The sequence below is a fragment of the Streptomyces sp. NPDC091292 genome, from assembly GCF_044757265.1.
In the GTDB taxonomy this organism is placed as follows: Bacteria; Actinomycetota; Actinomycetes; order Streptomycetales; family Streptomycetaceae; genus Streptomyces.
Genome location: NZ_JBIVUQ010000014.1, coordinates 1 through 24,035 on the forward strand (window position 1 = coordinate 1; position 24,035 = coordinate 24,035).

A 24,035-nucleotide genomic window follows, 5' to 3' on the forward strand; every position below is an offset into this window, starting at 1 on the left:
CAGCAGGGCGTCCAGGTTGTTCGTCACACAACGATCTTGGACGCCCTGTCTGCGTTCCCAGACACACCGTCAGCATTCGGAATGACTCGTCTAGGTGATCACCGGCGACCCTGGTCAAGATTGGCTACTCGTGGGTAACATCTCTTCGTATGAGCGCTGATCAGATGTCGATGGGCGAGATGCTCGCCGCCACGGTGCCGATGGTCCGCACCCTGCACCTCGAATTCCTGGAGACCACCGCCGAGCGGGCCGTCGTCTCCCTGCCCGACCAGGGCGACTACCACAACCACGTCGGAGGGCCGCACGCCGGAGCGATGTTCACGCTCGGCGAGTCCGCCAGCGGGGCGATCGTGCTGGCCGCCTTCGGTGAGCAGCTTTCGCGGGCCGTTCCGCTCGCCGTCAGCGCCGAGATCGCGTACAAGAAGCTCGCCATGGGGCCCGTGACCGCGACGGCGACGCTCGGGCGCCCCGTCGCCGACGTCGTCGCCGAACTGGACGCCGGGCAGCGGCCCGAGTTCCCGGTGAGCATCGCCATCCGGCGCGGTGACGGCGCCGTGACCGGCGAGATGACGGTCGTCTGGACCCTCCGGCCGAACGGCTGACCTCGGCTGACCTCGCTCCTTCGGGGTGCCGGTCCGCGCCCGGCAGGGGCGGTGCAGGTCCGGGATGCCGGGCGTCGCGGACCCGGTAGGCTGCCCGCGGCGCGCCGAGGTGGATCACCGGTCCGTCACCACCTCACACACCCTCACCCGAGGAGCGGGCGTTGCACGTCCAGGACTGGCTTGAGACCGTACCGGCGGTCAGCGTCTACGCCCTGGTGGGCGTGATCATCGGTCTGGAGAGCCTGGGCATTCCGCTGCCGGGCGAGATCGTCCTCGTCTCCGCCGCGCTCCTCTCGTCGCAGCACGCGGGCATCGACCCGTTCGTGCTCGGCGCCTGCGCCAGCGCGGGCGCCATCATCGGTGACTCGATCGGGTACGCCATCGGACGCAAGGGCGGCCGTCCGCTGCTCGCCCGGCTGGGCCGCAAGTTCCCCAAGCACTTCAGCGAGGGCCACATCCGCAGCGCGGAACGCTCCTTCGAGAAGTGGGGCATGTGGGCTGTGTTCTTCGGCCGCTTCGTCGCCCTGCTACGCATCTTCGCGGGCCCCCTCGCGGGCGTCCTGCGCATGCCGTACTGGAAGTTCCTCGTCGCCAACGTCCTCGGCGGCATCGTGTGGGCGGGCGGCACCACGGCGGTCATCTACTACGTCGGCATCGTCGCCGAGTCCTGGCTCAAGCGGTTCTCCTGGCTCGGGCTCGTCCTCGCGGTGCTGTTCGGCATCGGGTCGATGCTCGTGCTCAAGCGCAGGGCCAAGGCGGCGGAGGCCGAGATCGCGGCGGAAGGCGCGGGGGTCGCGCCGCAGGCCGCGGTACCGGCCGCCGACTGAACGTTTCCGGGCGAAGCCCGCTCGCCGTCTACGCGTGATCCTCGCGCGCGTGGCCGTCCCGACCGCCCTGGCCGCACTCCTCGCGCGCGTGCTCTTCGTGCACCTCCCGGTGCGCCCGTGCGAGGCCCACGTACAGGGTTCCGTTCAGCGTGACGCCTTCCCGCTCCTCGTCCGTGAGTGGGCGCTTCACCTTGGCGGGCACGCCCGCGACCAGCGATCCCGGCGGTACGCGCATGCCCTGCGGTACGAGCGCCTGGGCGGCCACGAGCGAACCGGCGCCGATGACGGCCCCGTTGAGGACGGTGGCGCCCATGCCGACCAGGACGTCGTCCTCCAGGGTGCAGCCGTGCAGCACGGCGTTGTGGCCGACGGTGACGCGCTCGCCGACCGTGAGGGGGAAGCCGGGGTCGACATGGAGCGTGCAGTTGTCCTGGACGTTGCTGTCGGCCCCGAGGACGATCGGTCCGCCGTCCGCGCGGAGCACGGCGCCGTACCAGACGCTCGCGCCCGCGTGCACGGTCACCTCGCCGATGACGACGGCGGTCGGCGCGACGAACGCGTCCTTGTCCACCTCGGGGCTCTTGCCGCCGATTCCCGTGATCAGCGCCCGCTCGGCCATGGCCGTCTCCTCGTCGTCGCCCGCGCCTGCTCGCGCCGGCGCTCACCGGCACCGTAGGCGACGGGTGGCGCGGGCCGTGCACCGGGTGGGGTGAAGATCACAGCGGTCCGCACACCGCCCCGACGTGCCCCTGAGTACCGTGAGTGGGTGCCCACAAACAAGAACACGTTCTCATTCGTCTCCGGCCGGCCGCGCCGCGCCGTCCGGCACGCAGTGCAGTACGCCGTCCAGACGGGCTGGGCGTGGGCACAGCGGGCGGGCGCCGTCACGGCGGACCATCCGGGGCGGCTGAGATTCGGCGCGATCGGTAGGGGCACCCGCCTCGCCTTCCCACAGGGCACCGTCTTCGGTGAGCCCTGGATCCATCTCGGCGCTCACTGCGTCGTCGGCGAACAGGTCACCCTCACCGCCGGGTTGATGCCCGACCTCGACCTCGGCCCCGATCCGATCCTGCGCATCGGCGACGGTGTGGTCCTCGGCCGGGGCAGCCATGTCATCGCCGACACCACGGTGACGATCGGCGCCGACTGCTACTTCGGGCCGTACGTCTATGTGACGTCGACGAACCACTCGTACGACGACCCGCACCAGCCCATCGGCAAACAGTGGCCGCGTATGGAGCCCGTGGTCATCGGTCCCGGCTGCTGGATCGGCACCAGGGCGGTCATCCTGCCGGGTGCGCGTGTCGGCCGGAACGTGGTCGTCGCGGCGGGCGCGGTCGTACGGGGTGCCGTGCCCGATCACGCCGTGGTGGCCGGTGCCCCCGCGCGCGTGGTGCGGCGCTGGGACCCGGAGGCGGGCTGGCAGCCGCCGCTGCGGACACCGGCGCCCGTGCCGATCCCGGAGGGGATCACGCCGGAGCAACTGCTGGCGCTGGCCGATCTGGAGGCGGACGCGTCCGAGGCGTAGGGGGTGAGGGTCATGGGGGGTGGTCCGGTGGGTCGGCGTGGCTATCCGGACGCGAGCAGCACCGTCCCGATCAGGGCGAGGCCGGCACCCGCCGCCTGTATGCCCCTCAGCCGTTCGCTGAGCACCCCGCGCGCGGCGAGTGCCGTGACGACCGGATAGAGCGAGGCGAGAACCGCCGCGACGGTGACCGGGCCGCGCTGGGCGGCGATGGCGTACGTGCCGTTCGCGGCGACGTCCGCGAGGCCCACGAAGGCCAGCGCGGGCAGCGCGGACCGTACGACGGCCATACCGCCCTCCTCGGGGAGCGCCGGGGCGCCGCCGCGCACCGACAGGTACAGCGCGGTACCGCCCGCGACGACATTGGTCACGCGCTGCACGAACAGGGCCAGGAACAGTCCGGTGAGCGTGGTCGACGCCTCGGAGATCAGGGTCATCACCGCGCCGAAGCCGAACGCCGCGACCAGCGTCAGCAGCACGGCCCGGCGCTGTACCGGTGCCCCGCGCCACTGCGGCCCGGCCGCGAGCACCACGCCCGTGACGGCGACAAGGATGCCCGCGATCTGGAGCAGCCCGGGGCGCTCGCCGAGCGCCAGGCCGGCGCCGACCGGGACGGCGACCCCCACCGAACCCAGCGGCGACACGACCCCCATCGGGCCCAGGGCGAGAGCCTTGTAGAAGGCGAGGATGGCGACCGGCCCGACCAGACCGGCGGCGACCGCGAACCACAGCCGGGCGTCCGCCTCGCTCCAGGCGCCGGTCGCGGCCACGATCACGCCGAGCACCACGACCGCGATCACCTGCGAGACCACGACCACCGTGAGCGCCGGAATCCGTCGTGCCAGCAGCCCGCCGCCGAAGTCGGCCAGGCCGAACAACAGGCTGGTGGCAAGGGCGAAGAGTGCTGTCACGGACGACCTCGCAGTACAGTGCGATGAACCTTCGGTGCACCACACCGTAGTTCAGTGTATTGAACTCTGTCATCCAAAATAATGGACGGAATGTGTCGGACCTCGACCAGCTCACCCAGTCCCTCGCGCGCAACCTGAAGCGCTGGCGCGGCGAACGCGGCTTCACCCTGGACACCCTGGCCACGCGCGCGGGAGTCAGCCGGGGCATGATCATCCAGATCGAGCAGGCCCGCACGAACCCGAGCGTCGGTACGACCGTGAAGCTGGCCGACGCGCTCGGCGTCTCCATCGCCACCCTCCTCGACCAGGAGCAGGGTCCCCAGGTCCGTCTGGTGCCCGAGGAACAGGCCGTGCGGCTGTGGTCCACCGAAGCGGGAAGCCACAGCACGCTGCTCGTGGGCACCGAGAAGCGCGGCCCGCTGGAGCTGTGGAGCTGGCGCCTGATGCCCGGCGACGGCAGCACGTCCGACCCGCATCCCACCGGCACGATCGAGTTGCTGCACGTCACCGCGGGCGTCCTCACGCTCGTCGTCGACGGGGAGCCGCATCCCGTACCGGCCGGTGCGTCGGCCACCTTCGAGGCGCATGTGCCGCACGCCTACCGCAACGACGGCACCGAGCCCGTGGAGATGACCTTGGCGGTGTCCGTGCCACCCGTCGTGTGAGACGCACGGTCATCGCGCGCGGGGCGGCTGTTAGCGTGCCGCCATGCGCGCACCCATCGGACACTTCGACGACGCCCGGCCCGCCCCCGACTGCCTCGACATCCTTGTCGCACCCGTCGCCGACGCGGTGCGCGCGTGGCAGGGCAGTGTGCCGGCCGAGCAGCTGATCCACGTCGACACCGAGCCCGAGTGGGCCGACACCGCGACCTTCGTGGAGCACTACGGGCCCGAGCTGCTGGCGACCTCGGCGAACTGTGTCGTCGTCGCGGGCAAGCGCGGCGGCGAGACGACCCTGGCCGCGTGCGTCGTCCTGTCGGCCGCGCGCGTGGACGTCAACGGGACGGTCCGGCGCCGACTCGGCGCCCGCAAGGCGTCGTTCGCCCCCATGGACACCGCCACCGGGGCGACCGGCATGGAGTACGGCGGGATCACCCCGATCGGGCTGCCCGCCGACTGGCCCCTGCTGGTCGACTCGGCGGTGGTCGACCTCCCGTACGTCCTGGTGGGCAGCGGCAGGCGCCGGGGCAAGCTCATCCTGCCCGGCAAGGCCCTGGCCGAGCTGCCGGGCGCGGTCGTGGTCGAGGGGCTGGGCCAGGGCTGACGGCGGCCGGGTCGCCGATCGCCAAGGGAGTGGGCCGGTCGGGCCGGCGGCTCAGTCGAGCTGCGGTATCTCGATCGCGGGGCAACGGTCCATCACCATGTCGAGGCCCGCTTCGCGCGTGCGCGCGTACGCGGCCTCGTCCACCACACCCAGCTGGAACCACACCGCCTTCGCGCCCTTGGCCACGGCCTCGTCGGCGACGCCACCCGCCAGGTCCGTGTTCACGAACACGTCGACCACGTCCACGTCGAAGGGGATGTCGGCCAGCGACGCATAGCCCTTCTCGCCGTGCACCGTCTCCGCCTTCGGGTGCACCGGTACGACGCGCTTTCCGAAGCGCTGGAGCACGGCCGCCACGCCGTACGCCGCGCGCGACTCGTTGTTCGACAGGCCGACCACGGCCCACGTGTCACCGGTCTCGGTGAGGATCTTGCGGACGGTCGCCCTGTCGCCGTACATGGCGTGCCTCCTGGAGTCGCTGCCTTGTCCGTCCAGGCAAACGAGCGGGCACGTCCGGAGATTCCCGGCCCGCCGCGTCCCCTCGCGAGCGCCCAGGCACATGGCAGACGCAGGGCAGCCGCGAGACACGCGCGCGTACCGCCTACGCTGGCCTGATGCAGGACGCGTACCGCACGGTGGCCCGCGAGGGTGTGCACGAGACCGAGATCAACCGCTCACGGTTCCTGTGCGCGCTCGCACCCGCGGCCACCGAGCGGGAGGCCCAGGACTTCATCGCGCGCGTGCGCAAGGAGCACGCGGACGCCACACACAACTGCTTCGCCTACGTCATCGGCGCCGACGCCTCCGTACAGAAGGCGAGCGACGACGGAGAACCGGGCGGCACCGCGGGCGTGCCGATGCTCCAGATGCTGCTGCGCCGCGACATGCGGTACGTCGTCGCCGTCGTCACGCGCTACTACGGCGGCGTCAAACTCGGCGCGGGCGGACTCATCCGGGCCTACGGGGGAGCGGTCGGCGAGGCGCTGGACGCCGTCGGCACGATCACCCGCAGACGCTTCCGCCTGGCCACCGTGACCGTCGACCACCAGCGCGCGGGCAAGCTCCAGAACGAGCTGCGGGCCACCGGGCGCGAGATCCGCGACGTGCGCTACGGCGAGGCGGTCACGCTGGAGATCGGCCTGCCGGACGCGGAGGTCGAAACCTTCCGCGCCTGGCTCGCCGATGTCACCGCGGGGACGGCCGGGTTCGAGGTGGGCGGGGAGGCGTACGGGGCGGGGTGAGGCCGTCGGCGCACGGCGGCATGTACCTCACGACCATTCCGATCGAACCGGACAGTGAGCAACGGCGCCCAAGCCACGGATCAGCCCGTCAGTGCCAGCCAGGTTGTGCGGCTTTGATGCCTGCTTCGAAGCGGCTGGAGGCGCTGAGGCGTTCCATGATGGAGGCGGTGACCGCCGCGTGGGATGCGGCCAGTTGGGCCTGCCGGGCCGCGAGTTCGGCCTCCTGGCGGGCAACGATGTCGGCCAGACCGATGTCGGGGTCGACGGCGAGGAGGCCGCGCCGCCCTATGGGCCCCACGGACGCCGACCGAGGAGACCGTCGCCGAGGTCTGGGAGGCATGCTCCAGGTCGGGCGCGCCGGCATCCACGACAACTTCTTCGCCCTCGGCGGAGATTCGCTCATGGCCATGCGCGCGGTGGTCCGCCTGCGCAAGGCGCTCGGCACCGAACCGCCCATCCGCGTCCTGTTCGACAGCCGGACGCCGGAGGACACCGCGCTCGTCGTCGAGGACCAGATCCTCGCCGAAATCGAGGATCTGACCGAGGAAGAAGCTCAGGCTCTGATCGCCGACCGAACCGATCCGCACCTCATGCGGCCTCCACGGGAGCATCCGACCACCGTCGCCGAGTTCGTCGGCCTGGCCTGCTCCCCTGACCGTCCTGGTCGGCACGCTGACCGAGCGGACCGGACGCGGCACGCGCGCGTTGTCGGCGGGAGCGCAGCGAGTTTTCGCGCCGGGGTATGTGCACGAGGTGGTGAACGACACTCTGGAGCCGGCGGCGAGTCTGCATGTCTACTACGCGGGCCTCACCATGACGCCCCTGCACATCTCCGCCCAGAAAATCGGGTGAGCCGGAATGACCGCACCGTACCGTTATGCTGCCTCGTCCTACAGGCCACGGAGGTCCCGCACCATGAGCAGCAGCACATTGCCGTTTCCCGACCGGATCGAGCTGACAGGGGAAGGGCTCGTCCTGCGCGACTGGACGGAAACAGACCTGGCTACGATGCCGGATCTGTTCGACCATCCCGACATCGCGTACTGGACGCCGATCGTCTCCCCCTTCGACGCGGCAGCCGCTCGCGCACGGCTGGACCGGGACCGGCAGATGCGGGCGGAGGGTACGACGATCCTGCTCGCCATCACCGTTGACGGGCGTGCGCCGCTCGGCGAGGTGATGCTGCGGCGCGCTCCGGAGGGCACGGAGATCGGCTACGCGGTCGGCCCGGCGCACCGAGGCCAGGGGCTGGCCGCGCGGGCGGTGCGGGTGATGGCCGCATACGCCTTCGAGCGGCTGGGCGTGGAACAGGTGATCCTGGAGCTGGAGGCCGAAAACGCCGCCAGCGTCTCCGTGGCCACCAAGGCGGGCTTCAGCCTGCTTGACGACGTGCCTCTGATCGAGGGGGAGGAGAAGGGACGGCCGTATGCCCTGCAGACGTGGGGCCTGCGGCCGGCATCGTGAGGCTGTTCAGGGTGACCGTCCGCCGCTGAAGAGAGGCGTCCGGTCTTGACCGGGGGCGTGTTCGGGAGGGCGACGCCACCTCACCCCGGACGCCGGTGGCACACTGAGGTCCGTGATGGATCAGGCACTGCCTGGTACTAGCGTGGTGAGTGAGGGTGGCGGGGCCCGTGCCGGTTCGGTGCCGGGTCCGGGGGCGGACTGAGGGGATACATGCGGGTCGGAGCGGCACATTGAGGATTCTGCACACCTCCGACTGGCATCTCGGACGGGCGTTCCACCGGGTCGGCCTGCTCGGTGCCCAGACCGAATTCATCGGCCATCTCGTCGCGACCGCCCGCGAGCGCGAGGTGGACGCCGTGGTGGTGTCGGGGGACGTGTACGACCGGGCCGTGCCGCCGCTGTCCGCCGTGGAGCTGTTCGACAACGCCCTGCACCGCCTCGCCGACCTCGGTGTGCCCACGGTCATGATCTCCGGGAACCACGACTCCGCGCGCCGGCTCGGCGTCGGCGCCGGACTCATCGGCCGCGCCGGCATCCATCTGCGGACCGAACCGTCCGCGTGCGCCACCCCGGTCGTCCTGACCGACACCCATGGCGACGTCGCGTTCTACGGCCTGCCGTATCTCGAACCGGCCCTGGTCAAGGACGAGTTCGGGGTCGGCGGAGCGAGCCATGAGGCCGTGCTCGGTGCTGCCATGGACCGGGTCCGCGCCGATCTCGCCACCCGGCCCGACACCACCCGCTCCGTCGTCCTCGCGCACGCGTTCGTGACCGGCGGAGAGGCCAGCGACAGCGAGCGCGACATCACTGTGGGCGGTGTCGCCGCCGTCCCCACGGGAGTCTTCGACGGCGTCGACTATGTGGCCCTGGGCCACCTGCACGGCAGCCAGACCCTCACCCCGCGCGTGCGCTACTCGGGCTCGCCCCTCGCGTACTCCTTCTCGGAGGCCGACCACCGCAAAAGCATGTGGCTGGTCGACATCGGGCCCGGCGGTGAGGTCGAGGCCGAGCGCGTCGAATGCCCCGTACCCCGCGCCCTCGCGCGCGTGCGGGGCCGGATCGACGACCTGATCGCCGACCCGCGGCTGAGCCGGTACGAGGACGCGTGGATCGAGGCGACCCTCACCGACCCCGTCCGCCCGGCCGACCCGATGGCCCGCCTCACCGCACGCTTCCCGCACACCCTCAGTCTCGTCTTCGCGCCGGAACGGCCACCCGAGGACCCGGACATCAGCTACGCGCGTCGGCTCGCCGGGCGCGGCGACCAGCAGATCGCGGAGGACTTCGTGGCCCATGTGCGCGGCGCGGGCCCCGACGCCGACGAGCGCACCGTACTGCGCGGCGCCTTCGACGCCGTCCGGGCCGACGACACCGTCCGCGAGGTGACCCGATGAGGCTGCACCGGCTGCGGCTGTGCGCGTTCGGACCGTTCGGCGGCCGTCAGGAGGTCGACTTCGACGCGCTCTCCGCCGCCGGCCTGTTCCTGCTCCACGGCCCCACCGGCGCCGGCAAGACATCCGTCCTGGACGCCGTGTGCTACGCGCTGTACGGCTCGGTGCCCGGCGCCCGCCACAGCAGCCAGGGCGCGAACCTGCGCAGCGACCACGCGGACCCGGGTACGCGGACCGAGGTCACCCTCGACTTCACGGTCGCGGGGCGCCGGCTCGAACTGACCCGGCAGCCCCCGTGGGACCGCCCCAAGAAGCGCGGCACCGGCACCACGACGGACAAGGCACAGAGCCACCTCCGCGAGTACGCCCCGGCGCCCGGCGCCTGGAAGGACCTCAGCCGGTCGCACCAGGAGATCGGCGAGGAGATCACCCAGCTCCTCGGCATGAGCAAGGACCAGTTCTGCCAGGTCGTCCTGTTGCCGCAGGGCGACTTCGCACGCTTCCTGCGCGCCGACGCCGAAGCCCGCGGCAAGCTCCTCGGCCGCCTGTTCGACACCCGGCGCTTCGCCGCCGTCGAACAGCACCTCGCCGAACAGCGCCGCCGAGGCGAGGCCACCGTCCGCGAAGGCGATGCCGACCTGCTCGCCGACGCCCACCGCATGCAGCAGGCCGCCGGGGACGCGGCCGAGATTCCGCCGCCCGACGCGGCACCCGGCGACCCCGGCCTCGCGGACGCCGTACTGACCTGGGCAGCCGTCGCCCGCGCGGGCGCACGCGAACGGCTCACCATCGCCCACAGCGCCCTGCGCACCGCCGAATCCGCCCAGGCCGCGGCCCACACCGACCTGGCCGGCGTACGCGAACTGCACCGGCTGCAGACCCGGTTCGCGCAGGCACGGGAGCGCGCCGCCCGGCTCCAGGAGCGCGCCGACGACCACCGCGCGGACGAGCGGCGCATGGAGCGGGCACGCAAGGCGGAGACCGTCGCACCGGCCCTCGCCCTGCGCGAAAGCGCCGCGGCACAGCACCGCCGCGCCGCCGGCGACGAGGCACGCGCGCGTGCCCTTCTGCCCGACCGTTTCACGGACGCGGGCGCCACCGGACTCGCCGCCGCCGCCCGCAGGGCCGCGGAGGAACTGGGCGGCCTCGCCTCGGCGCGCCGCGCGGAACACCGCCTCGCCGAACTCGCCGCCGAGCGCGCCGCGTCCGAGCGCGAGGAGCGCGCCGACGACGACCTGACCCAGGACACCACCGCCTGGCTCGACACCTGGGAATCCACCCGGACCGCCCTCCGGCGGACCGTCGAGTCCGCGCAGGAGGCCGCGGCCCGCGCCGAACACCTCGCCGGCCAACTCGACCCGGCGCAGACCCGGCTCGACGCGGCCCTGCGGCGCGACCGGCTCACCGAGGACGTCGCCCGCGCGCAGGACGACCGCCAGGACGCCCGCGAGCGCGCGGCCACGGCACACGAACACTGGCTCGCCCTCAAGGAACAGCGCCTCCAAGGCATCGCCGCCGAACTCGCCGCCGCCCTCACCGACGGCGACCCCTGCGCCGTCTGCGGCTCCACGGAACACCCCCGGCCCGCCCGCAAGGCCCCCGGACACGTGGACCGGACCGCCGAGGAGGCCGCACTCGCCGCACACCGCCGCGCCGACCAACAGCGCACCGACGCGGAACAGCGGCTCGGCACCGTACGCGAAGCCCTGGCCGCCGCCACCGCGGCGGCCACCGGCGAACCCACGGACCGACTCGCCGAAGCCGTCGAGGAGTTGCGGAGCGCACACGCCGACGCGCGCACCCGCGCGTCCGGCCTCCACGCGGCCCGTGAAGCCCTCGACCAGGCCGAGCGGGAACACGACCGCAGGGTCGGCGCCCAGCAGGAAGCCGCACACCGCGCGACGGCTCGCGCCTCGCTGCGGGAAGCGCTTCAGCGCGAACAGACCGCCCTAGAAGCGGAACTCACCCAGGCGCGGTCCTCCGCGACCAGCGTCGCCGCCCGGGCGCGGGAGCTGGAGCGGCGCGCCGAACTCCTCACGGCGGCGGCCGACAGCGCGCGCGTCGCCGAGGACACCGCACACCTCCTCAAGGACGCCGACGCGCGCCTCGCCGACGCGGCCTTCCGCGCCCGGTTCGACACCCCGGAGGCAGCCGCCGCCGCACTCCTCGACGACGCCGCGCACCGTGCGCTCCAGCACCGCATCGACGCCTGGCAGCACGAAGAGGCCACCGTCCGTGCGGCACTCGCCGAGAGCGACACGGCCGACGCCGCCGCGCGCCCGCCCGCCGATGTGCGTGCCGCCGAATCCGCCGCCGACACGGCCGACCGGCATCTGCGCGCCGCCGCGTCCGCGCGCGATGCCGCCGCCCGCCGCTGCACCGAACTCGACCGTCTCTCCCACCGTGCCGCCACCGGAGCCCGCCGCCTGGCACCCGTGCGCGCCGCACACGACCGCGTCGCCGGGCTCGCGGCCCTGGCGGCGGGCACCTCCGCGGACAACGAGCGCAAGATGCGCCTGGAGTCGTACGTCCTCGCGGCCCGCCTCGAACAGGTCGCCGCGGCGGCCACGGCACGGCTGTCCCGGATGTCGCAGGGCCGCTACACGCTGGTGCACTCCGACGACCGTGCGGGGCGCGGGCGTTCGGGCCTGGGGCTGCATGTCGTGGACGCCTGGACGGGCCGCGAACGCGACACGGCGACGCTGTCCGGCGGCGAGACCTTCTTCGCGTCCCTCGCCCTCGCGCTGGGCCTCGCCGATGTGGTGACCGACGAGGCCGGGGGAGTCCGCCTCGACACCCTCTTCATCGACGAGGGCTTCGGCAGCCTGGACGACCAGACGCTGGACGAGGTCCTGGACGTACTGGACTCCCTGCGCGAACGGGACCGGAGCGTCGGCATCGTCAGCCATGTGCCGGATCTGCGGCGCCGTGTCCACGCGCAGTTGGAGGTGGTGAAGGGGCGGGACGGCTCGGCGGTCCGGCAGCGGGGGGTGGGTGGTTGAGCCCGCCGGGTCAGCGTCCGACCGGGCGGCGTGGCAGCGGAGACGAGTACACGACGTTCGTGGTCACCGATCCCAGCGTGCCGATCCGGCCCGACACCTCTTCCAGATGACGCATCGAACGCGCCGCGACCTTGATCACGAAGCAGTCGTCGCCGGTGACGTGGTGCGCCTCCAGGATCTCCGGCGTCACGTCGACCAGATCGTGGAAGGGCTTGTAGTTGCCGGTCGGATAGCGGAGCCGGACGAAGGCCAGGATCGGCAGACCGAGGCGCTCCGGGTCGACCACCGCCGCGTACCCCTGGATGACGCCCGCCTCCTCAAGCCGCCGCACCCGCTCCGTCACCGCGCTCGGCGACATGGAGACGGCCCGTGCGAGGTCCGCGTAACTGGCCCTGCCCTCGCGTTGCAGGACCTCAAGGATGCGCCAGTCCGTGGCGTCCGGGGAATAGCCGGTCATGCCCGACAGATACCAGGGAAATCGTCGGTCGATCAAGAATGTGGCCGTGGATCACCCCTTCAGGGGAGCGGTTGGGGTCCGTAGATTTCTGGTCGACGAGACCTCTGGTCAGCGAGACCAGAACCGTCGAGACCAGAACCGTCGAGACCAGGACCGATGAGACCACGACGAGACCAGGGAGCCCCGCCCGTGTCCGCATCCACGTCCGCAGCCACCTCCGCTGCCACGCCCGTGACCCGGGGCGCGATCGCCGCCCACCCCGTCCTCGGGATCCCGCCCGCCCCTCCGGCGCAGGCCGTCGCGTACTTCGGCGCGAGCCTCGCCTTCCACGCCGACGTGTCCGACGTCGCCTCGGCGCTCGCGGACGGCCGTGACCCCGGATTCGTGGTGCTCGACAGCCGCTCCACCGAGTCCTGGGACCAGGGCCATGTCCCCGGCGCGATCCACCTGCCGACGGCGCTCGTCCCGGCGCAGGCCGAACAACTGCTCGACCGGTCCGTACCCGTGGTCACGTACTGCTGGGGCCCCGGCTGCAACGGCGCCACCCGCGCGGCACTCGCCCTCGCCCAACTCGGCTTCCAGGTCAAGGAGATGCTCGGCGGGTTCGAGTACTGGGTGCGTGAGGGCTTCGCGTACGAGACCTGGGAGGGGCGCCGGGAACCGGTCGCCGATCCGCTGACGGCGCCGGTCGGCGCGGCGGCCTGCGGCTGCTGACTCTCCCGCCCGGACCCTCCGCCCGCCCGTAATTCGCGTGCACCCGGCCCCCGTACCGCCGATGATGATCTGTCATGCCACGACTCACCTCACCCACCCCCGCGCAACTCCGCCGCGACCCCTTGCCGCTGCGCGGCCGGACCGCGCTCGTCACCGGTGCCAGTCGGCGGGGCGGAATCGGTTACGCGGTGGCGCGCCGCCTCGCCGCGTACGGCGCCGGGGTGTACGTACACCACCATGTGCCGCACGATGCCGCGATGCCCTGGGGCGCCGACCGCGTCGAAGAGGTCGTCGCGGGCGTGCGCGAGGCGCGCGCCGACCCGGACGCGCCGGTCTTCGACGGGCCCGGCGATCTGTCGGACCCCGCCGCACCGGCCCGGCTCGTCGAGGCCGCCGGCTCCGCCTTCGGACGGCCCGTCGACATCCTCGTCGCCAACCACGCGCTGAGCGGCCACGACGGCACCCTCGACTCGATCGACGCGGCCATGCTGGACGCCCACTGGGCCGTCGACACCAGGTCGGTGATCCTGCTCGTGCAGGCGTACGCGCGGCAGCGGGCGAGTCTGCCGGCGCGTGCACCGGGTGGGCGCGTGGTGATGATGACCTCCGGGCAGGACATCGCGGGCGGCATGCCGGGCGAGATCGCGTACGGGCTCCAGAAGGGCGCGCTCGCCTCCACGACCCGCTCCCTCGCGACCGCCCTCGCCGAGCGGGCCGTGACCGTGAACACCGTCAACCCCGGCCCGGTGGACACCGATTACATGACGGGCGACGACTACGACACCATCGCCGCGTGTTTCCCGGCGGGCCGCTGGGGCATGCCCGACGATCCGGCGCGGCTGATCGCGTGGCTCGCCACGGACGAGGCCGAGTGGGTCACCGGCCAGGTCATCGACTCGGAGGGCGGGTTCCGGCGCTGAGGCCGGGAGGCTCCGGTGCTCCTGTACCCGGAGGCTCGGGCAGCGGGGCCGACCGCGCGGCCGGCCCCGCACCGCTCACCGGAACTACAGCTTCGACAACTCGTCCACGAGGTCGTCCAGGCCCAGTGACCCCTGCGACAGCGCCGCCATGTGCCACGCCTTCGCGTCGAACGCGTCCCCGTGCCGCTCCCGCGCCTTCTCGCGGCCGAGCAGCCACGCGCGCTCACCGAGCTTGTAGCCGATGGCCTGCCCGGGAATGGAGAGGTAGCGGGTCAGCTCGCTCTCCACGAAGTCCGCCGGGCGGCTGCTGTGCGCGCCGAAGAACTCCTGCGCCAGCTTCGGAGTCCAGCGCTCACCGGGGTGGAACGGCGAATCCGCCGGAATCTCCAGCTCCAGATGCATACCGATGTCCACGATGACGCGGGCGGCCCGCATCATCTGCGCGTCCAGATAGCCGAGCCGCTGCTCCGCGTCGGTGAGGAAGCCGAGTTCGTCCATGAGCCGCTCGGCGTACAGCGCCCAGCCCTCACAGTTGGCGCTCACGCCACCGATGCTCGCCTGGTAGCGCGACAGGTCGTCGGCGACGTGCGCCCACTGGGCGAGCTGGAGGTGATGGCCCGGCACACCCTCGTGGTACCAGGTCGACACGAGGTCGTACACCGGGAAACGGGTCTGGCCCATGGTCGGCAGCCAGGTCCGGCCGGGCCGCGAGAAGTCCTCCGACGGAGGCGTGTAGTACGGGGCCGCCGCGCCGCCGGGAGGCGCGATACGGGACTCGACCTGGCGGACGCGCGCGGCGAGGTCGAAGTGGGTGCCGTCCAGCGCCTCGATCGCCTCGTCCATCAGGCCCTGGAGCCAGACGCGTACCTCGTCGACGCCGTCGATGTGCCGCCCGTGCTCGTCCAGGTGTGCGAGCGCCACCCAAGGGGTCGCGGCACCCGGCAGGATCTTCTCCGCCTCGGTCTTCATCTCGGCGAGCAGCCGGTGGTACTCGGCCCAGCCGTACGCGTACGCCTCGTCCAGATCGAGGTCCGTGCCGTTGAAGTAGCGGGACCAGCGGGCGTAGCGCTCGCGGCCGACGGTGTTGGGGGCACCCTCGATCGTCGGCGCGTACACGTCCCGCATCCAGTCGCGCAGCGCGGCGAACGCGCCGGTCGCCGCCTGCGCCGCCGCGTCCAGTTCGGCCCGCAGCGATGCGGGGCCGGCCGCCGCGAACTGCTCGAACCAGGCGCGGCCCTCTTCGTCCGGCGCCGTCCACTCGGTCAGCTGTTCCACGAAGGTGGCCGTCGGGCGCGGGCCCGCGTACAGCTTGCGCTCCAGGCCGATGCCCAGCGACTCCCGGTACCCGTCAAGGGCTGCCGGAACGGCACGCATCCGCTCCGCGATCGCCGCCCAGTCCTCGTCCGTTTCGGTCGGCGTCACGGTGAACACCTCGCGCACGGAGTGTGCGGGCCAGTGCATGTTGCCGACGGCGCGCAGGGACTCGTCCGCCTCGTGCACGGCGAGTTCCGCCGTGAGCCGCTCGCGCAGCAGTCGACCGCAGCGGCGCTCGATGTCCTGGTCCGCGCCCGGCTGCCGCTCGGCCTCGTCCAACCGGGCGAGAGTGCGCCTCGCCAGCTCGGCAATCGCTTCCTGGCCTGTGGGGGAGTAGTCGGGCAGTCTGCTGGAACTGTCCTTGACGCCGAGGTACGTGCCGGTGATCGGGTCGAGGGCGATGAGGTCGTCGACATACGCGTCGGCGACCTCGCGGGGCAGCGGGGGATTGGTGACTGACATGCGCACATCCTCATACGGCGGACGGTCCCGCGTCACGAGGATTCAGCTGTCGGCGTCGCGCCGGGTGGCATCAGGGGGCCGCACTCCCACTGCTGGAAGATGAGCCGCGTCTCGACCCGGGCGACCTCCCGCCGCGCCGTGAACTCGTCCAGGACGAGCCGCTGGAGATCGGCCGCGTCGGACACCGCGACATGCACGAGGTAGTCGTCGGGACCGGTGAGATGGAAGACGGTGCGCGCTTCGGGCAGGGCCCTGATCCGCTCGACGAACGGTCCCACCAACTCCCGGCGGTGCGGTCGCACCTGGACCGTGAGCAGCGCCTGGAGCCCCCGCCCGAGCTTCGCCGGATCGACCTGGAGCCGATGGCCGAGGATCACTCCGCTGCGCCGCAGCCGTGTGACGCGGTCGAGGCAGGTGGACGGCGCGACACCGACCTGGGTCGCCAGATCGCGGTAGGTGGTCCGGGCGTCGTTCTGGAGAACGCGCAGTATGTGCAGATCCACCGGATCCAGTACGACGGAATCGGCCATCGGCCGAACGTAACACGGCATGCGCCGCCTTCCACCCGGCCAGTGTTCAGGCTCTGGGCATGGACACCGACACGGGCACGGACACCGACACGGACACTGAGGCGGACATGAGCGTGGGGATGGGTACGGGGATGGGTTCGGGTGCCGGCGCGCGTCCGGGCCGTGGTCCTGCCGCCGGTGGCCCTCGGGCCCTGGCCACCGAGGCGGTGCACGCCGGGCGGGACGACCTGCCGGCGCTCGGCCTGCACGCCCCGCCCCTCGACCTGTCCACCACCTACCCGTCCTACGACAGCCGGGGCGAGGCCGCCCGGATCGACGCCTTCGCCGCTCACGGCGCGGAACCGGAAGGTCCGCCGGTCTACGCCCGGCTCGGCAACCCCACCGTCGCCCGTTTCGAAACGGCCCTCGCCCGGCTCGAAGGCACCGAGAGCGCCGTCGCCTTCGCCAGCGGCATGGCCGCCCTCACGGCCGTCCTCCTGGTACGGAACGCCGCGGGCCTGCGCCATGTCGTCGCCGTCCGGCCGCTGTACGGGTGCAGTGACCACCTCCTCGGGGCCGGGCTCCTCGGCACGGAGGTGACCTGGGTCGATCCCGCCGGTATCGCGGACGCCATCCGGCCCGACACCGGTCTCGTCGTGGTCGAGTCGCCCGCCAATCCGACCCTCGCGGAACTCGATCTGCCCGCCATCGCCCACAGTTGCGGCGCGGTGCCGCTGCTCGCCGACAACACCTTCGCCACCCCCGTCCTCCAACGGCCCGCCGAGAGCGGCGCGCGACTCGTCCTGCACAGCGCGACCAAGTACCTCGGCGGACACGGCGACGTACTCGGCGGGATCGTCGCCTGCGACGAGGAGTTCGCCCGCGCGCTGCGCCAAGTTCGCTTCGCGACGGGCGGCGTGCTGCATCCCCTCGCCGGCTATCTGCTGCTCCGCGGCCTGTCGACCCTTCCGGTACGGGTCCGTGCCGCGTCCGCGACCGCGGCGGAACTCGCCCGGCGACTCGGCGGTGACCCCCGTGTCTCCCGGGTGCGCTATCCCCGACTGGGGGGCGCCATGGTCGCCTTCGAGGTGACCGGGGACCCGCACGAGGTGATCGCCGGGGTGCGGCTGATCACCCCGGCGGTCAGCCTCGGCAGCGTCGACTCCCTGATCCAGCACCCCGCGTCGATCAGCCACCGCATCGTCGACCCCGCCGACCGGCTGGCGTCCGGTGTGTCGGACCGGCTGCTGCGGCTGTCGGTCGGCCTGGAGGACGTGGACGACCTGTGGCGCGACCTGGATCAGGCCCTCGGCGGCCGAGGTCCCCACCAAGAGGTCCGTCTCGGGTCGGGCCAACACGTCCGCCAGCAGGTCCGCCAAGGGGCCCGGCCTTAGGGTGTCTCGTCGCGGTGGTCGGCGCGCTCGGTCTGGCCTGTGCGCGACCGGCCTGTACGCGACGGCCCGGTGCGCGGCGCGGCCACCTGCGGTGCTGTCACGTGCGGTGCCGACACATGCGGCGCCGTGATGTGCGGCAGTTGGTCGTACGGCACCCGCGAGCGCATCGGCGTCGCGTCCAGGCGGGCGGTGATGACGAGGGTGCCCTCCTCGATCTGGTAGTCCAGCGGCAGCCCGAGCCCGCGCATCGCGGCGACCATCCCGGTGTTCGCCGCCTGCGTCACCGCGTACACGCTCTCGCAGCCCGCCTCGACCGCCATCGCCACGAGTCGGCCGAGGAGTTCACCGCCTATGCCCCGGCGCTGCCACTCGTCCTCCACGAGCAGCGCTATTTCGGTCTCGTCGCCGTCCCAGAGCAGATGTCCGAGGGCGACGACGCGGCCGGACGCGGTCTGCGCGACGAGCGTGCGGCCGAACCGGGGGCTGAGCAGATGGTTGAGATAGCGGTCCGCGTCACCCACCGGACCGTGGTACCGCAGCCTCAGGGTGTCCGCCGAGCAGCGGTCGTGCATCGCCTTCGCCGCGTCGAGATCGGCGATGTCGGCCCGGCGCACGGTGACGGCGCTGCCCTCGTGCAGGGTCAGGACCTGCCTTCCACGCGGCATCCGGGGGCCGAGCCGCGCGTCCAGCTCGACGAGGGCACGGGCCCGAGCGAACTCGGTCGGCGTGAACGGCAGATACGGCCGCTCCACCGTGATCACCCCGCCCTCCGGCGCCCGCAGCCGCATCACGGTGTCCTCCAACGCGCCCTCGACCGGGGCACCTTCCGGGCCCGGACGGCCGCCGGCCGGTGGGGCTGCGGGCAGGGAGCGGATGGTGCACCGGCCGAGGAGCTGCCGCAGGGCGAGCGGCAGTTCCGCCGCGTCCAGGGCCGTACGGGTCGCGAGTCCGAGTACGCGGGTCGGGGCGTCCACCAGGTCATGGGCGTCGGCCCGTTCGATCCAGGTGCCGCTGCCGCCGGCCTGCGCCGTCGCCCGGGTGATCTCGGCAGCCGACAGCGGCGCGGGTGCGCGCAGCAGGAACTCGTCGACGGTGCCCTCGGCCAGCGGATGTGTCTGGAGGCTGAGGATGTCCACCCCCCGGCCCGCCATCGCCGCGCACAGCGCCGCGAGCGAGCCCGGCGCGTCCCGCACGGTGGTCCGCATCCGCCACAGCGCGCTCCCGCCCGCGGGCGCGACGGACGGGTCCGCGGCAACGCCGGGCGCCCCATCGGTGCCCAGGTCCGGCGCGGCGGACGGCTCGCCGGGAACGGTTGCCCCGCCGTCAGCGGACAGCCCGCCCGTACGGGACCTCTTGGTGCCGTCGCCTTCCGCCTGCCCGGACCGCCCGGCACCCTCGGTCCGCCCGGACTGCTCGACGGTGGCGAGCGGCCGGGCGCCGGTATCGCCTGTCGGTGGCGCATGGCTGTGGCGCCGTGACCACCAGGTGTGGAAGGCGGCGGTGGCGAGCAGGGTCACCGCCGAGATCACCAGCAGGGCGGGGCCGTCGGGGCCGTGCCCGATCAGATTGGCCACGGCGTCGGCGACCGCGACCGCGGTGAACAGGGCAGCCAGCTCGACGACATCGCGCCGCCAGTGGTGTACGGGGCGTCCGTGCCTCGCACGCGTCACATCAGACATCTCCGGATTCATGCGGCCACTGTTACGGAGCGGTGTTGCGTGATCACGAACCCTGTGTGACTGATGGGTAAAGGCTGCTTCTGTCCCCTTTTTTAACGTTTTCGTGTTCAAGGAATGTCCCCCGTATCTCACTGAAAGCCCCCGTGTGCCCCTCTCGGGGCGCCGCTCAGGTCACCGTGCCGTTCTCCGCCCCGAGCGCCTTGTGCAACCGCCGCGCCTGGGTCACCAGCCGTGACGAACCGCCGCGCTCCGCCACCTCCGCCAGCCGGGGTATCGCGCCCCGCGCGCCCGTCCGCTCGGCGCACTCGGCGGCCACCGCGAGCAGGTCACCGGCGCCCCGGACCCCGGCCGAACGGCCCTCGGCGAACGCTGTCAGCAAGGGCACCAGCGCCTCACGCAGCACGGACCACGTCGTGGCGTACGCCCCCGTGGCCGCCGCCGCACGTCCCGATTCGACCAGCCGTACGGGTTTGACCGCACCGCTCACGACCAGGCGTCCGAGCGCGCCGCCGAGCAGATCCGCGTCGAGCTGCCCCCGCGCGGCGAGGACCAGCAGCGCGTCCACGGCGGCGAGCCGTTCGTCGGACCGCCGGGCGCCCAGACCGTACGCCACCGCGAGGTGCACCGCGTCGCCCGCCTCGCCGTCGGTCTCGGCGAGCAGCGGCAGATACGTGGGGTCGTCGCCGGCGTCCTCGACGGCCGCGTCGGACGTCTCCTTCAGGAGCAGGGCAGCGACGACGTCCCGCCGTCCCGGGACGACGGCGAGCCAGTGCGCCCGCTGGTCGAGCGTCCAGTGGTAGCAGGTCCTCGGCCCGTCCGAGACGATCACCTCGGCACCCAGCTTCGCGAACGCGCGCGGGAGTTGCTTCTCCAAGTCGGTCAGCTCGGTGTCCTCGTCGACCTGGACCAGGATCCGGGTGCCCGCGGGGCGGAGAGCGGACGGGCGGGGCCGCGCGGGGCCGCCGCTCAGCCATCGGGCCAGGCGGTCGCCTTCGGGAGTACCGAGGGCGCTCGCCGCCCCGGCCGCCGCCGGGTCGCGGTGCACCCGGAGCAGCGCCTGCGCGAAGTCCGCCTCACCCGGGCGCACACCCAGTCGTCCGTACTCGGTCAGGCGCGCCACCAGTTCGTCGGGCTCCAGGACGCCGGACTCCCAGGTGGGTGTGGCCAGCAGGAAGGGCATCGGCTCGGTCCGGATCCGGTACGCGGCCTCCCAGAGCCGTGCCTCCCAGGCGCGCGACAGGGCCGTGTGCGCGCACTCCTTGCGCACCACCCCGCGCTGGACGGAGTGGTGCAGAGTGACGGTCCTGATCTCGTCGAACAGGGTCGCCAGGACGACCTCGATGCCACGGGGATCGTCCCGGAAATAATGGTCCGGATCCCTGTGCCCCGACTTGTCGCCGTGCCACCACTGCCGCTCCGACAGGGGACCCAGGGCCTCGATCAGGGCCGCCCGGTCCGCGTATGCCTGCCGGACGAGACCGTCCAGGACCCGTTCGAAGGCAGGCACGCCGCCGCCCGCCTCCAGCAGGGCGCCCGTCTCCTCGGCGACCTCGGCGGCGGACCCCGGGGCTGGCGCTACCCGGCGGCGCTCGGGCGGGGGCGGGAGCAGCTCCGTATAGGGCTCCGCGTCGCCGGGGGCCGGTGTCACACCCAGCGCCTGGGCCGCGCGCGGACGCAGTCCGGGACTCAACTGTTCCACGGCTCCGGCCAGTTCGTCCCGGGCGTCGGGACCGGCCTGGTCCAGATGCCGCTCGGCCAGTTTCAGGGCGCGCTCCTGGAGGTCGGTGTCCTCATGGCCGAACGCGTCGGCCACCGCGGGCAGCAGTACGGTCGCGGCGGCCGGGTCGGCCCTGAGGATCTTTCCGAGCAGGATGAGCTGGGTCCTGACCAGCTTCTTCTCGGTGCGGAACAGCACGCCCCGCGACATCTCCGCCAGGTGACGGTGCGTCAGTTCGCCGTTTTGGGCGAGCGCGCCGAGCACGGACTGCGCGTGGGCCGCGACCACCGACGGCGCGTCGGCGGCCAGCGCCGTCCAGTCCGCCAGGCGCTCGCGCTCCTCCTCAGGGGTCAGGGACAGCGCCTTGAGCAACTTCAGGAACGCCCGGTGGTCGCTGGGTGAGCCACCCCGCAGCAGGCGGGCGACACAGGCCTCGATCATCACCTTCCGGTCCAGGACGCCGTCCCCCGTCAGGCGGACCAGCGCGGCGGTCCAGCTCTGCGCCTCCTCGCCGTACGTCCACTCGATGCGCGAGCCGATGTCCTCCGTTTCGAACAGCGCGGCGACGAGCGGCACCAGATGAGGATCGCCGCGCAGCCGCTCCGACAGCGCGGTACCGCGCTGCCACATACCGCTGGTGTCGTCCATCCAGCCCTGGACGTACGCGTCCGTGGTCGGTGCGTCGCATCCCGCGCGCCGTACCAGCCCCGACATCAGCGCATAGGGCACGGACGAGGAGACCGGACGCTCCGCCAGCTTGTGCGCCAGGTCCCCGAGCCACTGGGGGTCCCGCTCGCCCAGCAACTGCAGCAGCACGCCCGGGGACGCCTGGGACCAGCGCATGTCGGCCGCCGTGATCCAGGTGGCCGCCGCGACGACGCCGCTGTGGCAGGCCGCCCCGGCGGCGTGCAGTACGGGATGCGTCTTGCGGGTCGCCGCCGACCAGGGATCGCCCCGCAGCTCCTTGCGCAGGGACTTCAACCCGGTGACGCACGCGCGGCGTTCGGCGGCGGTCATGCCTTCGAGCAGGTCGACCGTCTCGATCATCCGGCCCGAGCGCACCGAGCGCATGAGGAGTTCCGTACTCATCGGGCGCCTCCGGCGATCTCCGTGCCGTCGACGGCAGACGCGCTGCCCGGACCCGCGGTCGCCGTGGCGGGGCCCGGTGACGGAGCGGCGCCGCGCCGTGCCATGCGGACGGCCAGCGCGTGTTTGCACGGTCCCCGTCCACCGCGGTACTTCGCCCACCACTGGCACGTGCAGGTCAGGCTCCCCGCGTCGTCGCGCACCCGGTGGACGTGCCCGTCGTCGGCGGTCACCGTGCCCAGGGCGCCGTCCAGGGTCACCGCGGCGGCGTCGAGCAGCGCGCGGGCGGACCGCAGCCGTGGATTGTGCCGCTCCACCCGCCCCGCGTCATAGGGCAGTTCCCGGTGGAAGTAGGCGGCCTCCGCCGTGTCGTACCCCACGCGGCCCGAGGTGCCGAGGCGGACCAGCGCGGCCCGCACCCGCTCGGCCGGCAGTCCGGACGACGCGGCGAGGTCGGCGATGTCGATGCGCGGCTCCCAGGCCAGCAGGACCGAGATCAGTTCGGCGTCCTCCGCGGCCTCGTCGGTCGCCAGCGCGTCCAGTACGCCGCCCTCGCCGGAGAAGCCCCGGGACGCCTCCGGCGACAGCGTGAGGGTGAGGCGCATGCCGGGCAGGACGACCTCCCAGGCCGCCGCGGTCGGATCGGCGCCACCGGTGACCGGCGGACCGTACACCCGCAGGGCCGTGGCGTGCCGGAGCACCCGCAGGAGGGCCACCAGGCGCTCCGGTCCCGGCAGGGCGACGGCGCCGGGGACGGGCCGGGTCGTCGGCCGCAGGCCGCGCCCGGCGGGCACCACCCAGGAGGCGCCACGGGACGCCCCGCGCGCGGAACCCCTCGGCAGCGACCGCAGGAACCGCACGGCCTCCCCGGCGGGCAGCTCCGCCCGCAGATCGAAACCGGCCGCGATCACCTGGGCCTCGGCGAAGCCGCGCAGCCACCGGTCCGGGAGCGGAACCTTCTTCTCGACGACCGGGCCGTCCACCGTGGTCACGGCCATCTCGTCCGGCCCGACGCGCAGATGCAGCGGATCGTCCGCGCCGATCCGGGAAAGAGCCTCCCGCAGCGGGTTGTTGACGTCGACATTGGTGGTGCCGTGCCCGATCCGGCCGCCGTCGAGGCCGGCCGCGAGGACGTCGAGGCGGGCATACACGCCGCCGCAGCCCGAGAACGACTCGAAGCGGAGCCGGTCGCCGTTCCCCGTCACGACCGGGTCCAGCGATGCGGCCAACTGCCGCTGGTAGTAACGGGTCGCGGCCACGTCGGCCACCGCGAGCAGCCCCGCCGACGCGATCTGGGGTGAGGTCAGGAACCCCGCGAAGAACCGCGGATGGTCCTTTATCCCCGACGGCGTGGCGCCTCGGGACGTCTCAAGCCCGAGCCGCCCGCCGTCCGGTGCGGATTCCAGCGTCGAGGGTCGGGAGTAGGCCACGGCCTGCAGTGATCGCGTCATGGGAAAACCGTAGACGCGACCACTGACAATCGCCCTGACCTGCGCAAACAGCCCCTGAAACCAAACGGAGTTGACGGTTCCTCAGATGGACGGCCATCAGTGA

Annotated in this window: 22 protein-coding genes and 2 pseudogenes; 14 read left to right on the plus strand and 10 right to left on the minus strand. The window is 72.8% G+C overall.

Going from position 1 to position 24,035, the window contains the following annotated elements:
• Window positions 1-149 precede the first annotated feature (149 nt).
• Both ACIQNU_RS30200 and ACIQNU_RS30205 read left to right on the plus strand, forming a co-directional pair.
• Entirely contained in the window at window positions 150-602 is a 453-nt protein-coding gene (locus tag ACIQNU_RS30200) for a DUF4442 domain-containing protein (protein WP_401372455.1), read from the plus strand.
• 161 nt (window positions 603-763) lie between these two features.
• Window positions 764-1,429 carry a DedA family protein gene (locus tag ACIQNU_RS30205; protein WP_401372456.1) on the plus strand — a complete coding sequence of 222 codons (666 nt, stop codon included), beginning with the start codon at window positions 764-766 and terminating at the stop codon, window positions 1,427-1,429.
• Window positions 1,430-1,457: 28 nt separating this feature from the next.
• Here the strand turns inward: ACIQNU_RS30205 and ACIQNU_RS30210 are convergent, their stop codons facing one another.
• Window positions 1,458-2,048 carry a gamma carbonic anhydrase family protein gene (locus tag ACIQNU_RS30210; RefSeq protein ID WP_401372458.1) on the minus strand — a complete coding sequence of 197 codons (591 nt, stop codon included), beginning with the start codon at window positions 2,046-2,048 and terminating at the stop codon, window positions 1,458-1,460.
• Window positions 2,049-2,195: 147 nt separating this feature from the next.
• On the opposite strand from ACIQNU_RS30210, the gene ACIQNU_RS30215 reads away from it, so the two are divergent.
• The gene (locus tag ACIQNU_RS30215) at window positions 2,196-2,957 is read left to right on the plus strand and encodes an acyltransferase (protein WP_401372460.1); all 762 of its coding nucleotides are present in this window, start codon (window positions 2,196-2,198) and stop codon (window positions 2,955-2,957) included.
• 41 nt (window positions 2,958-2,998) lie between these two features.
• On the opposite strand, the gene ACIQNU_RS30220 is transcribed toward ACIQNU_RS30215, so the two are convergent.
• Window positions 2,999-3,865, minus strand: coding sequence for a DMT family transporter (locus tag ACIQNU_RS30220; protein ID WP_401372462.1), 867 nt, complete (start codon window positions 3,863-3,865; stop codon window positions 2,999-3,001).
• A 92-nt stretch (window positions 3,866-3,957) separates the two neighbouring features.
• Between ACIQNU_RS30220 and ACIQNU_RS30225 the strand changes: the two genes are divergently transcribed.
• Window positions 3,958-4,530 carry a helix-turn-helix domain-containing protein gene (locus ACIQNU_RS30225; RefSeq protein ID WP_401372464.1) on the plus strand — a complete coding sequence of 191 codons (573 nt, stop codon included), beginning with the start codon at window positions 3,958-3,960 and terminating at the stop codon, window positions 4,528-4,530.
• Window positions 4,531-4,573: 43 nt separating this feature from the next.
• Window positions 4,574-5,131: a YbaK/EbsC family protein gene (locus ACIQNU_RS30230; protein ID WP_401372466.1), complete on the plus strand. Its 558-nt coding sequence runs from the start codon at window positions 4,574-4,576 to the stop codon at window positions 5,129-5,131.
• A 51-nt stretch (window positions 5,132-5,182) separates the two neighbouring features.
• Here the strand turns inward: ACIQNU_RS30230 and ACIQNU_RS30235 are convergent, their stop codons facing one another.
• Complete coding sequence (locus ACIQNU_RS30235; protein WP_401372467.1) at window positions 5,183-5,590, minus strand: CoA-binding protein; 408 nt, start codon at window positions 5,588-5,590, stop codon at window positions 5,183-5,185.
• A gap of 155 nt (window positions 5,591-5,745) precedes the next feature.
• On the opposite strand from ACIQNU_RS30235, the gene ACIQNU_RS30240 reads away from it, so the two are divergent.
• The gene (locus ACIQNU_RS30240) at window positions 5,746-6,372 is read left to right on the plus strand and encodes a YigZ family protein (protein WP_401372468.1); all 627 of its coding nucleotides are present in this window, start codon (window positions 5,746-5,748) and stop codon (window positions 6,370-6,372) included.
• Window positions 6,373-6,460: 88 nt separating this feature from the next.
• Here ACIQNU_RS30240 and ACIQNU_RS30245 read toward each other — a convergent pair whose 3' ends face one another.
• Entirely contained in the window at window positions 6,461-6,670 is a 210-nt protein-coding gene (locus ACIQNU_RS30245; protein ID WP_401372469.1) for a hypothetical protein, read from the minus strand.
• 40 nt (window positions 6,671-6,710) lie between these two features.
• Here ACIQNU_RS30245 and ACIQNU_RS30250 point away from each other — a divergent pair.
• The 5 genes and pseudogenes from ACIQNU_RS30250 to ACIQNU_RS30270 form a co-directional block, all read left to right on the plus strand.
• Window positions 6,711-6,857: pseudogene (locus ACIQNU_RS30250) on the plus strand (phosphopantetheine-binding protein); the annotation flags it as partial.
• Between the two features lie 105 nt (window positions 6,858-6,962).
• A pseudogene (locus ACIQNU_RS30255) lies at window positions 6,963-7,224 on the plus strand (hypothetical protein).
• A gap of 63 nt (window positions 7,225-7,287) precedes the next feature.
• Window positions 7,288-7,836 carry a GNAT family N-acetyltransferase gene (locus ACIQNU_RS30260; RefSeq protein ID WP_401372471.1) on the plus strand — a complete coding sequence of 183 codons (549 nt, stop codon included), beginning with the start codon at window positions 7,288-7,290 and terminating at the stop codon, window positions 7,834-7,836.
• 230 nt (window positions 7,837-8,066) lie between these two features.
• Window positions 8,067-9,230, plus strand: a complete 1,164-nt coding sequence (locus ACIQNU_RS30265; RefSeq protein WP_401372473.1) for an exonuclease SbcCD subunit D — start codon at window positions 8,067-8,069, stop codon at window positions 9,228-9,230.
• Window positions 9,227-12,229: an AAA family ATPase gene (locus tag ACIQNU_RS30270; protein WP_401372475.1), complete on the plus strand. Its 3,003-nt coding sequence runs from the start codon at window positions 9,227-9,229 to the stop codon at window positions 12,227-12,229. The genes ACIQNU_RS30265 and ACIQNU_RS30270 overlap by 4 nt, the downstream gene beginning before the upstream one ends.
• Before the next feature lie 10 nt (window positions 12,230-12,239).
• On the opposite strand, the gene ACIQNU_RS30275 is transcribed toward ACIQNU_RS30270, so the two are convergent.
• Window positions 12,240-12,686, minus strand: a complete 447-nt coding sequence (locus ACIQNU_RS30275) for an Lrp/AsnC family transcriptional regulator (RefSeq protein WP_401372477.1) — start codon at window positions 12,684-12,686, stop codon at window positions 12,240-12,242.
• 189 nt (window positions 12,687-12,875) lie between these two features.
• Here ACIQNU_RS30275 and ACIQNU_RS30280 point away from each other — a divergent pair, with 189 nt between their 5' ends.
• Together ACIQNU_RS30280 and ACIQNU_RS30285 are read left to right on the plus strand one after the other, a co-directional pair.
• Entirely contained in the window at window positions 12,876-13,400 is a 525-nt protein-coding gene (locus ACIQNU_RS30280) for a rhodanese-like domain-containing protein (protein ID WP_401372479.1), read from the plus strand.
• Between the two features lie 74 nt (window positions 13,401-13,474).
• Complete coding sequence (locus ACIQNU_RS30285; RefSeq protein WP_401372481.1) at window positions 13,475-14,320, plus strand: SDR family oxidoreductase; 846 nt, start codon at window positions 13,475-13,477, stop codon at window positions 14,318-14,320.
• Between the two features lie 84 nt (window positions 14,321-14,404).
• Here ACIQNU_RS30285 and ACIQNU_RS30290 read toward each other — a convergent pair whose 3' ends face one another.
• Together ACIQNU_RS30290 and ACIQNU_RS30295 are read right to left on the minus strand one after the other, a co-directional pair.
• The gene (locus ACIQNU_RS30290) at window positions 14,405-16,096 is read right to left on the minus strand and encodes a DUF885 domain-containing protein (protein ID WP_401372482.1); all 1,692 of its coding nucleotides are present in this window, start codon (window positions 16,094-16,096) and stop codon (window positions 14,405-14,407) included.
• Between the two features lie 32 nt (window positions 16,097-16,128).
• Window positions 16,129-16,626: an Lrp/AsnC family transcriptional regulator gene (locus ACIQNU_RS30295; RefSeq protein ID WP_401372484.1), complete on the minus strand. Its 498-nt coding sequence runs from the start codon at window positions 16,624-16,626 to the stop codon at window positions 16,129-16,131.
• Between the two features lie 131 nt (window positions 16,627-16,757).
• On the opposite strand from ACIQNU_RS30295, the gene ACIQNU_RS30300 reads away from it, so the two are divergent.
• Window positions 16,758-17,999 carry a trans-sulfuration enzyme family protein gene (locus ACIQNU_RS30300; RefSeq protein ID WP_401372843.1) on the plus strand — a complete coding sequence of 414 codons (1,242 nt, stop codon included), beginning with the start codon at window positions 16,758-16,760 and terminating at the stop codon, window positions 17,997-17,999.
• Here ACIQNU_RS30300 and ACIQNU_RS30305 read toward each other — a convergent pair.
• The 3 genes from ACIQNU_RS30305 to ACIQNU_RS30315 all read right to left on the minus strand — a co-directional run bounded on the left by ACIQNU_RS30305 (window position 17,996) and on the right by ACIQNU_RS30315 (window position 23,932).
• Entirely contained in the window at window positions 17,996-19,678 is a 1,683-nt protein-coding gene (locus ACIQNU_RS30305; RefSeq protein ID WP_401372485.1) for a GNAT family N-acetyltransferase, read from the minus strand. The genes ACIQNU_RS30300 and ACIQNU_RS30305 overlap by 4 nt on opposite strands.
• A gap of 166 nt (window positions 19,679-19,844) precedes the next feature.
• Window positions 19,845-22,484 (minus strand): DUF6493 family protein, encoded by a 2,640-nt coding sequence (locus ACIQNU_RS30310; protein ID WP_401372487.1) that lies wholly within the window; start codon window positions 22,482-22,484, stop codon window positions 19,845-19,847.
• A complete protein-coding gene (locus tag ACIQNU_RS30315) occupies window positions 22,481-23,932 on the minus strand; it encodes an SWIM zinc finger family protein (protein ID WP_401372488.1) in 1,452 nt (483 codons plus the stop codon). The genes ACIQNU_RS30310 and ACIQNU_RS30315 overlap by 4 nt, the downstream gene beginning before the upstream one ends.
• Window positions 23,933-24,035 lie beyond the last annotated feature (103 nt).

Excerpts from the sequence above, each read along its gene's own strand:
- ACIQNU_RS30315 (WP_401372488.1), bottom strand. The coding sequence starts at position 23,932 with ATGACGCGATCACTGCAGGCCGTGGCCTACTCCCGACCCTCGACGCTG.
- ACIQNU_RS30235 (WP_401372467.1), bottom strand. The coding sequence starts at position 5,590 with ATGTACGGCGACAGGGCGACCGTCCGCAAGATCCTCACCGAGACCGGT.
- ACIQNU_RS30295 (WP_401372484.1), bottom strand. The coding sequence starts at position 16,626 with ATGGCCGATTCCGTCGTACTGGATCCGGTGGATCTGCACATACTGCGC.
- ACIQNU_RS30210 (WP_401372458.1), bottom strand. The coding sequence starts at position 2,048 with ATGGCCGAGCGGGCGCTGATCACGGGAATCGGCGGCAAGAGCCCCGAG.
- ACIQNU_RS30305 (WP_401372485.1), bottom strand. The coding sequence starts at position 19,678 with ATGTCTGATGTGACGCGTGCGAGGCACGGACGCCCCGTACACCACTGG.
- ACIQNU_RS30200 (WP_401372455.1), top strand. The coding sequence starts at position 150 with ATGAGCGCTGATCAGATGTCGATGGGCGAGATGCTCGCCGCCACGGTG.
- ACIQNU_RS30230 (WP_401372466.1), top strand. The coding sequence starts at position 4,574 with ATGCGCGCACCCATCGGACACTTCGACGACGCCCGGCCCGCCCCCGAC.
- ACIQNU_RS30260 (WP_401372471.1), top strand. The coding sequence starts at position 7,288 with ATGAGCAGCAGCACATTGCCGTTTCCCGACCGGATCGAGCTGACAGGG.
- ACIQNU_RS30300 (WP_401372843.1), top strand. The coding sequence starts at position 16,758 with ATGGGTTCGGGTGCCGGCGCGCGTCCGGGCCGTGGTCCTGCCGCCGGT.
- ACIQNU_RS30240 (WP_401372468.1), top strand. The coding sequence starts at position 5,746 with ATGCAGGACGCGTACCGCACGGTGGCCCGCGAGGGTGTGCACGAGACC.
- ACIQNU_RS30285 (WP_401372481.1), top strand. The coding sequence starts at position 13,475 with ATGCCACGACTCACCTCACCCACCCCCGCGCAACTCCGCCGCGACCCC.
- ACIQNU_RS30270 (WP_401372475.1), top strand. The coding sequence starts at position 9,227 with ATGAGGCTGCACCGGCTGCGGCTGTGCGCGTTCGGACCGTTCGGCGGC.
- ACIQNU_RS30275 (WP_401372477.1), bottom strand. The coding sequence starts at position 12,686 with ATGACCGGCTATTCCCCGGACGCCACGGACTGGCGCATCCTTGAGGTC.
- ACIQNU_RS30290 (WP_401372482.1), bottom strand. The coding sequence starts at position 16,096 with ATGTCAGTCACCAATCCCCCGCTGCCCCGCGAGGTCGCCGACGCGTAT.
- ACIQNU_RS30310 (WP_401372487.1), bottom strand. The coding sequence starts at position 22,484 with ATGAGTACGGAACTCCTCATGCGCTCGGTGCGCTCGGGCCGGATGATC.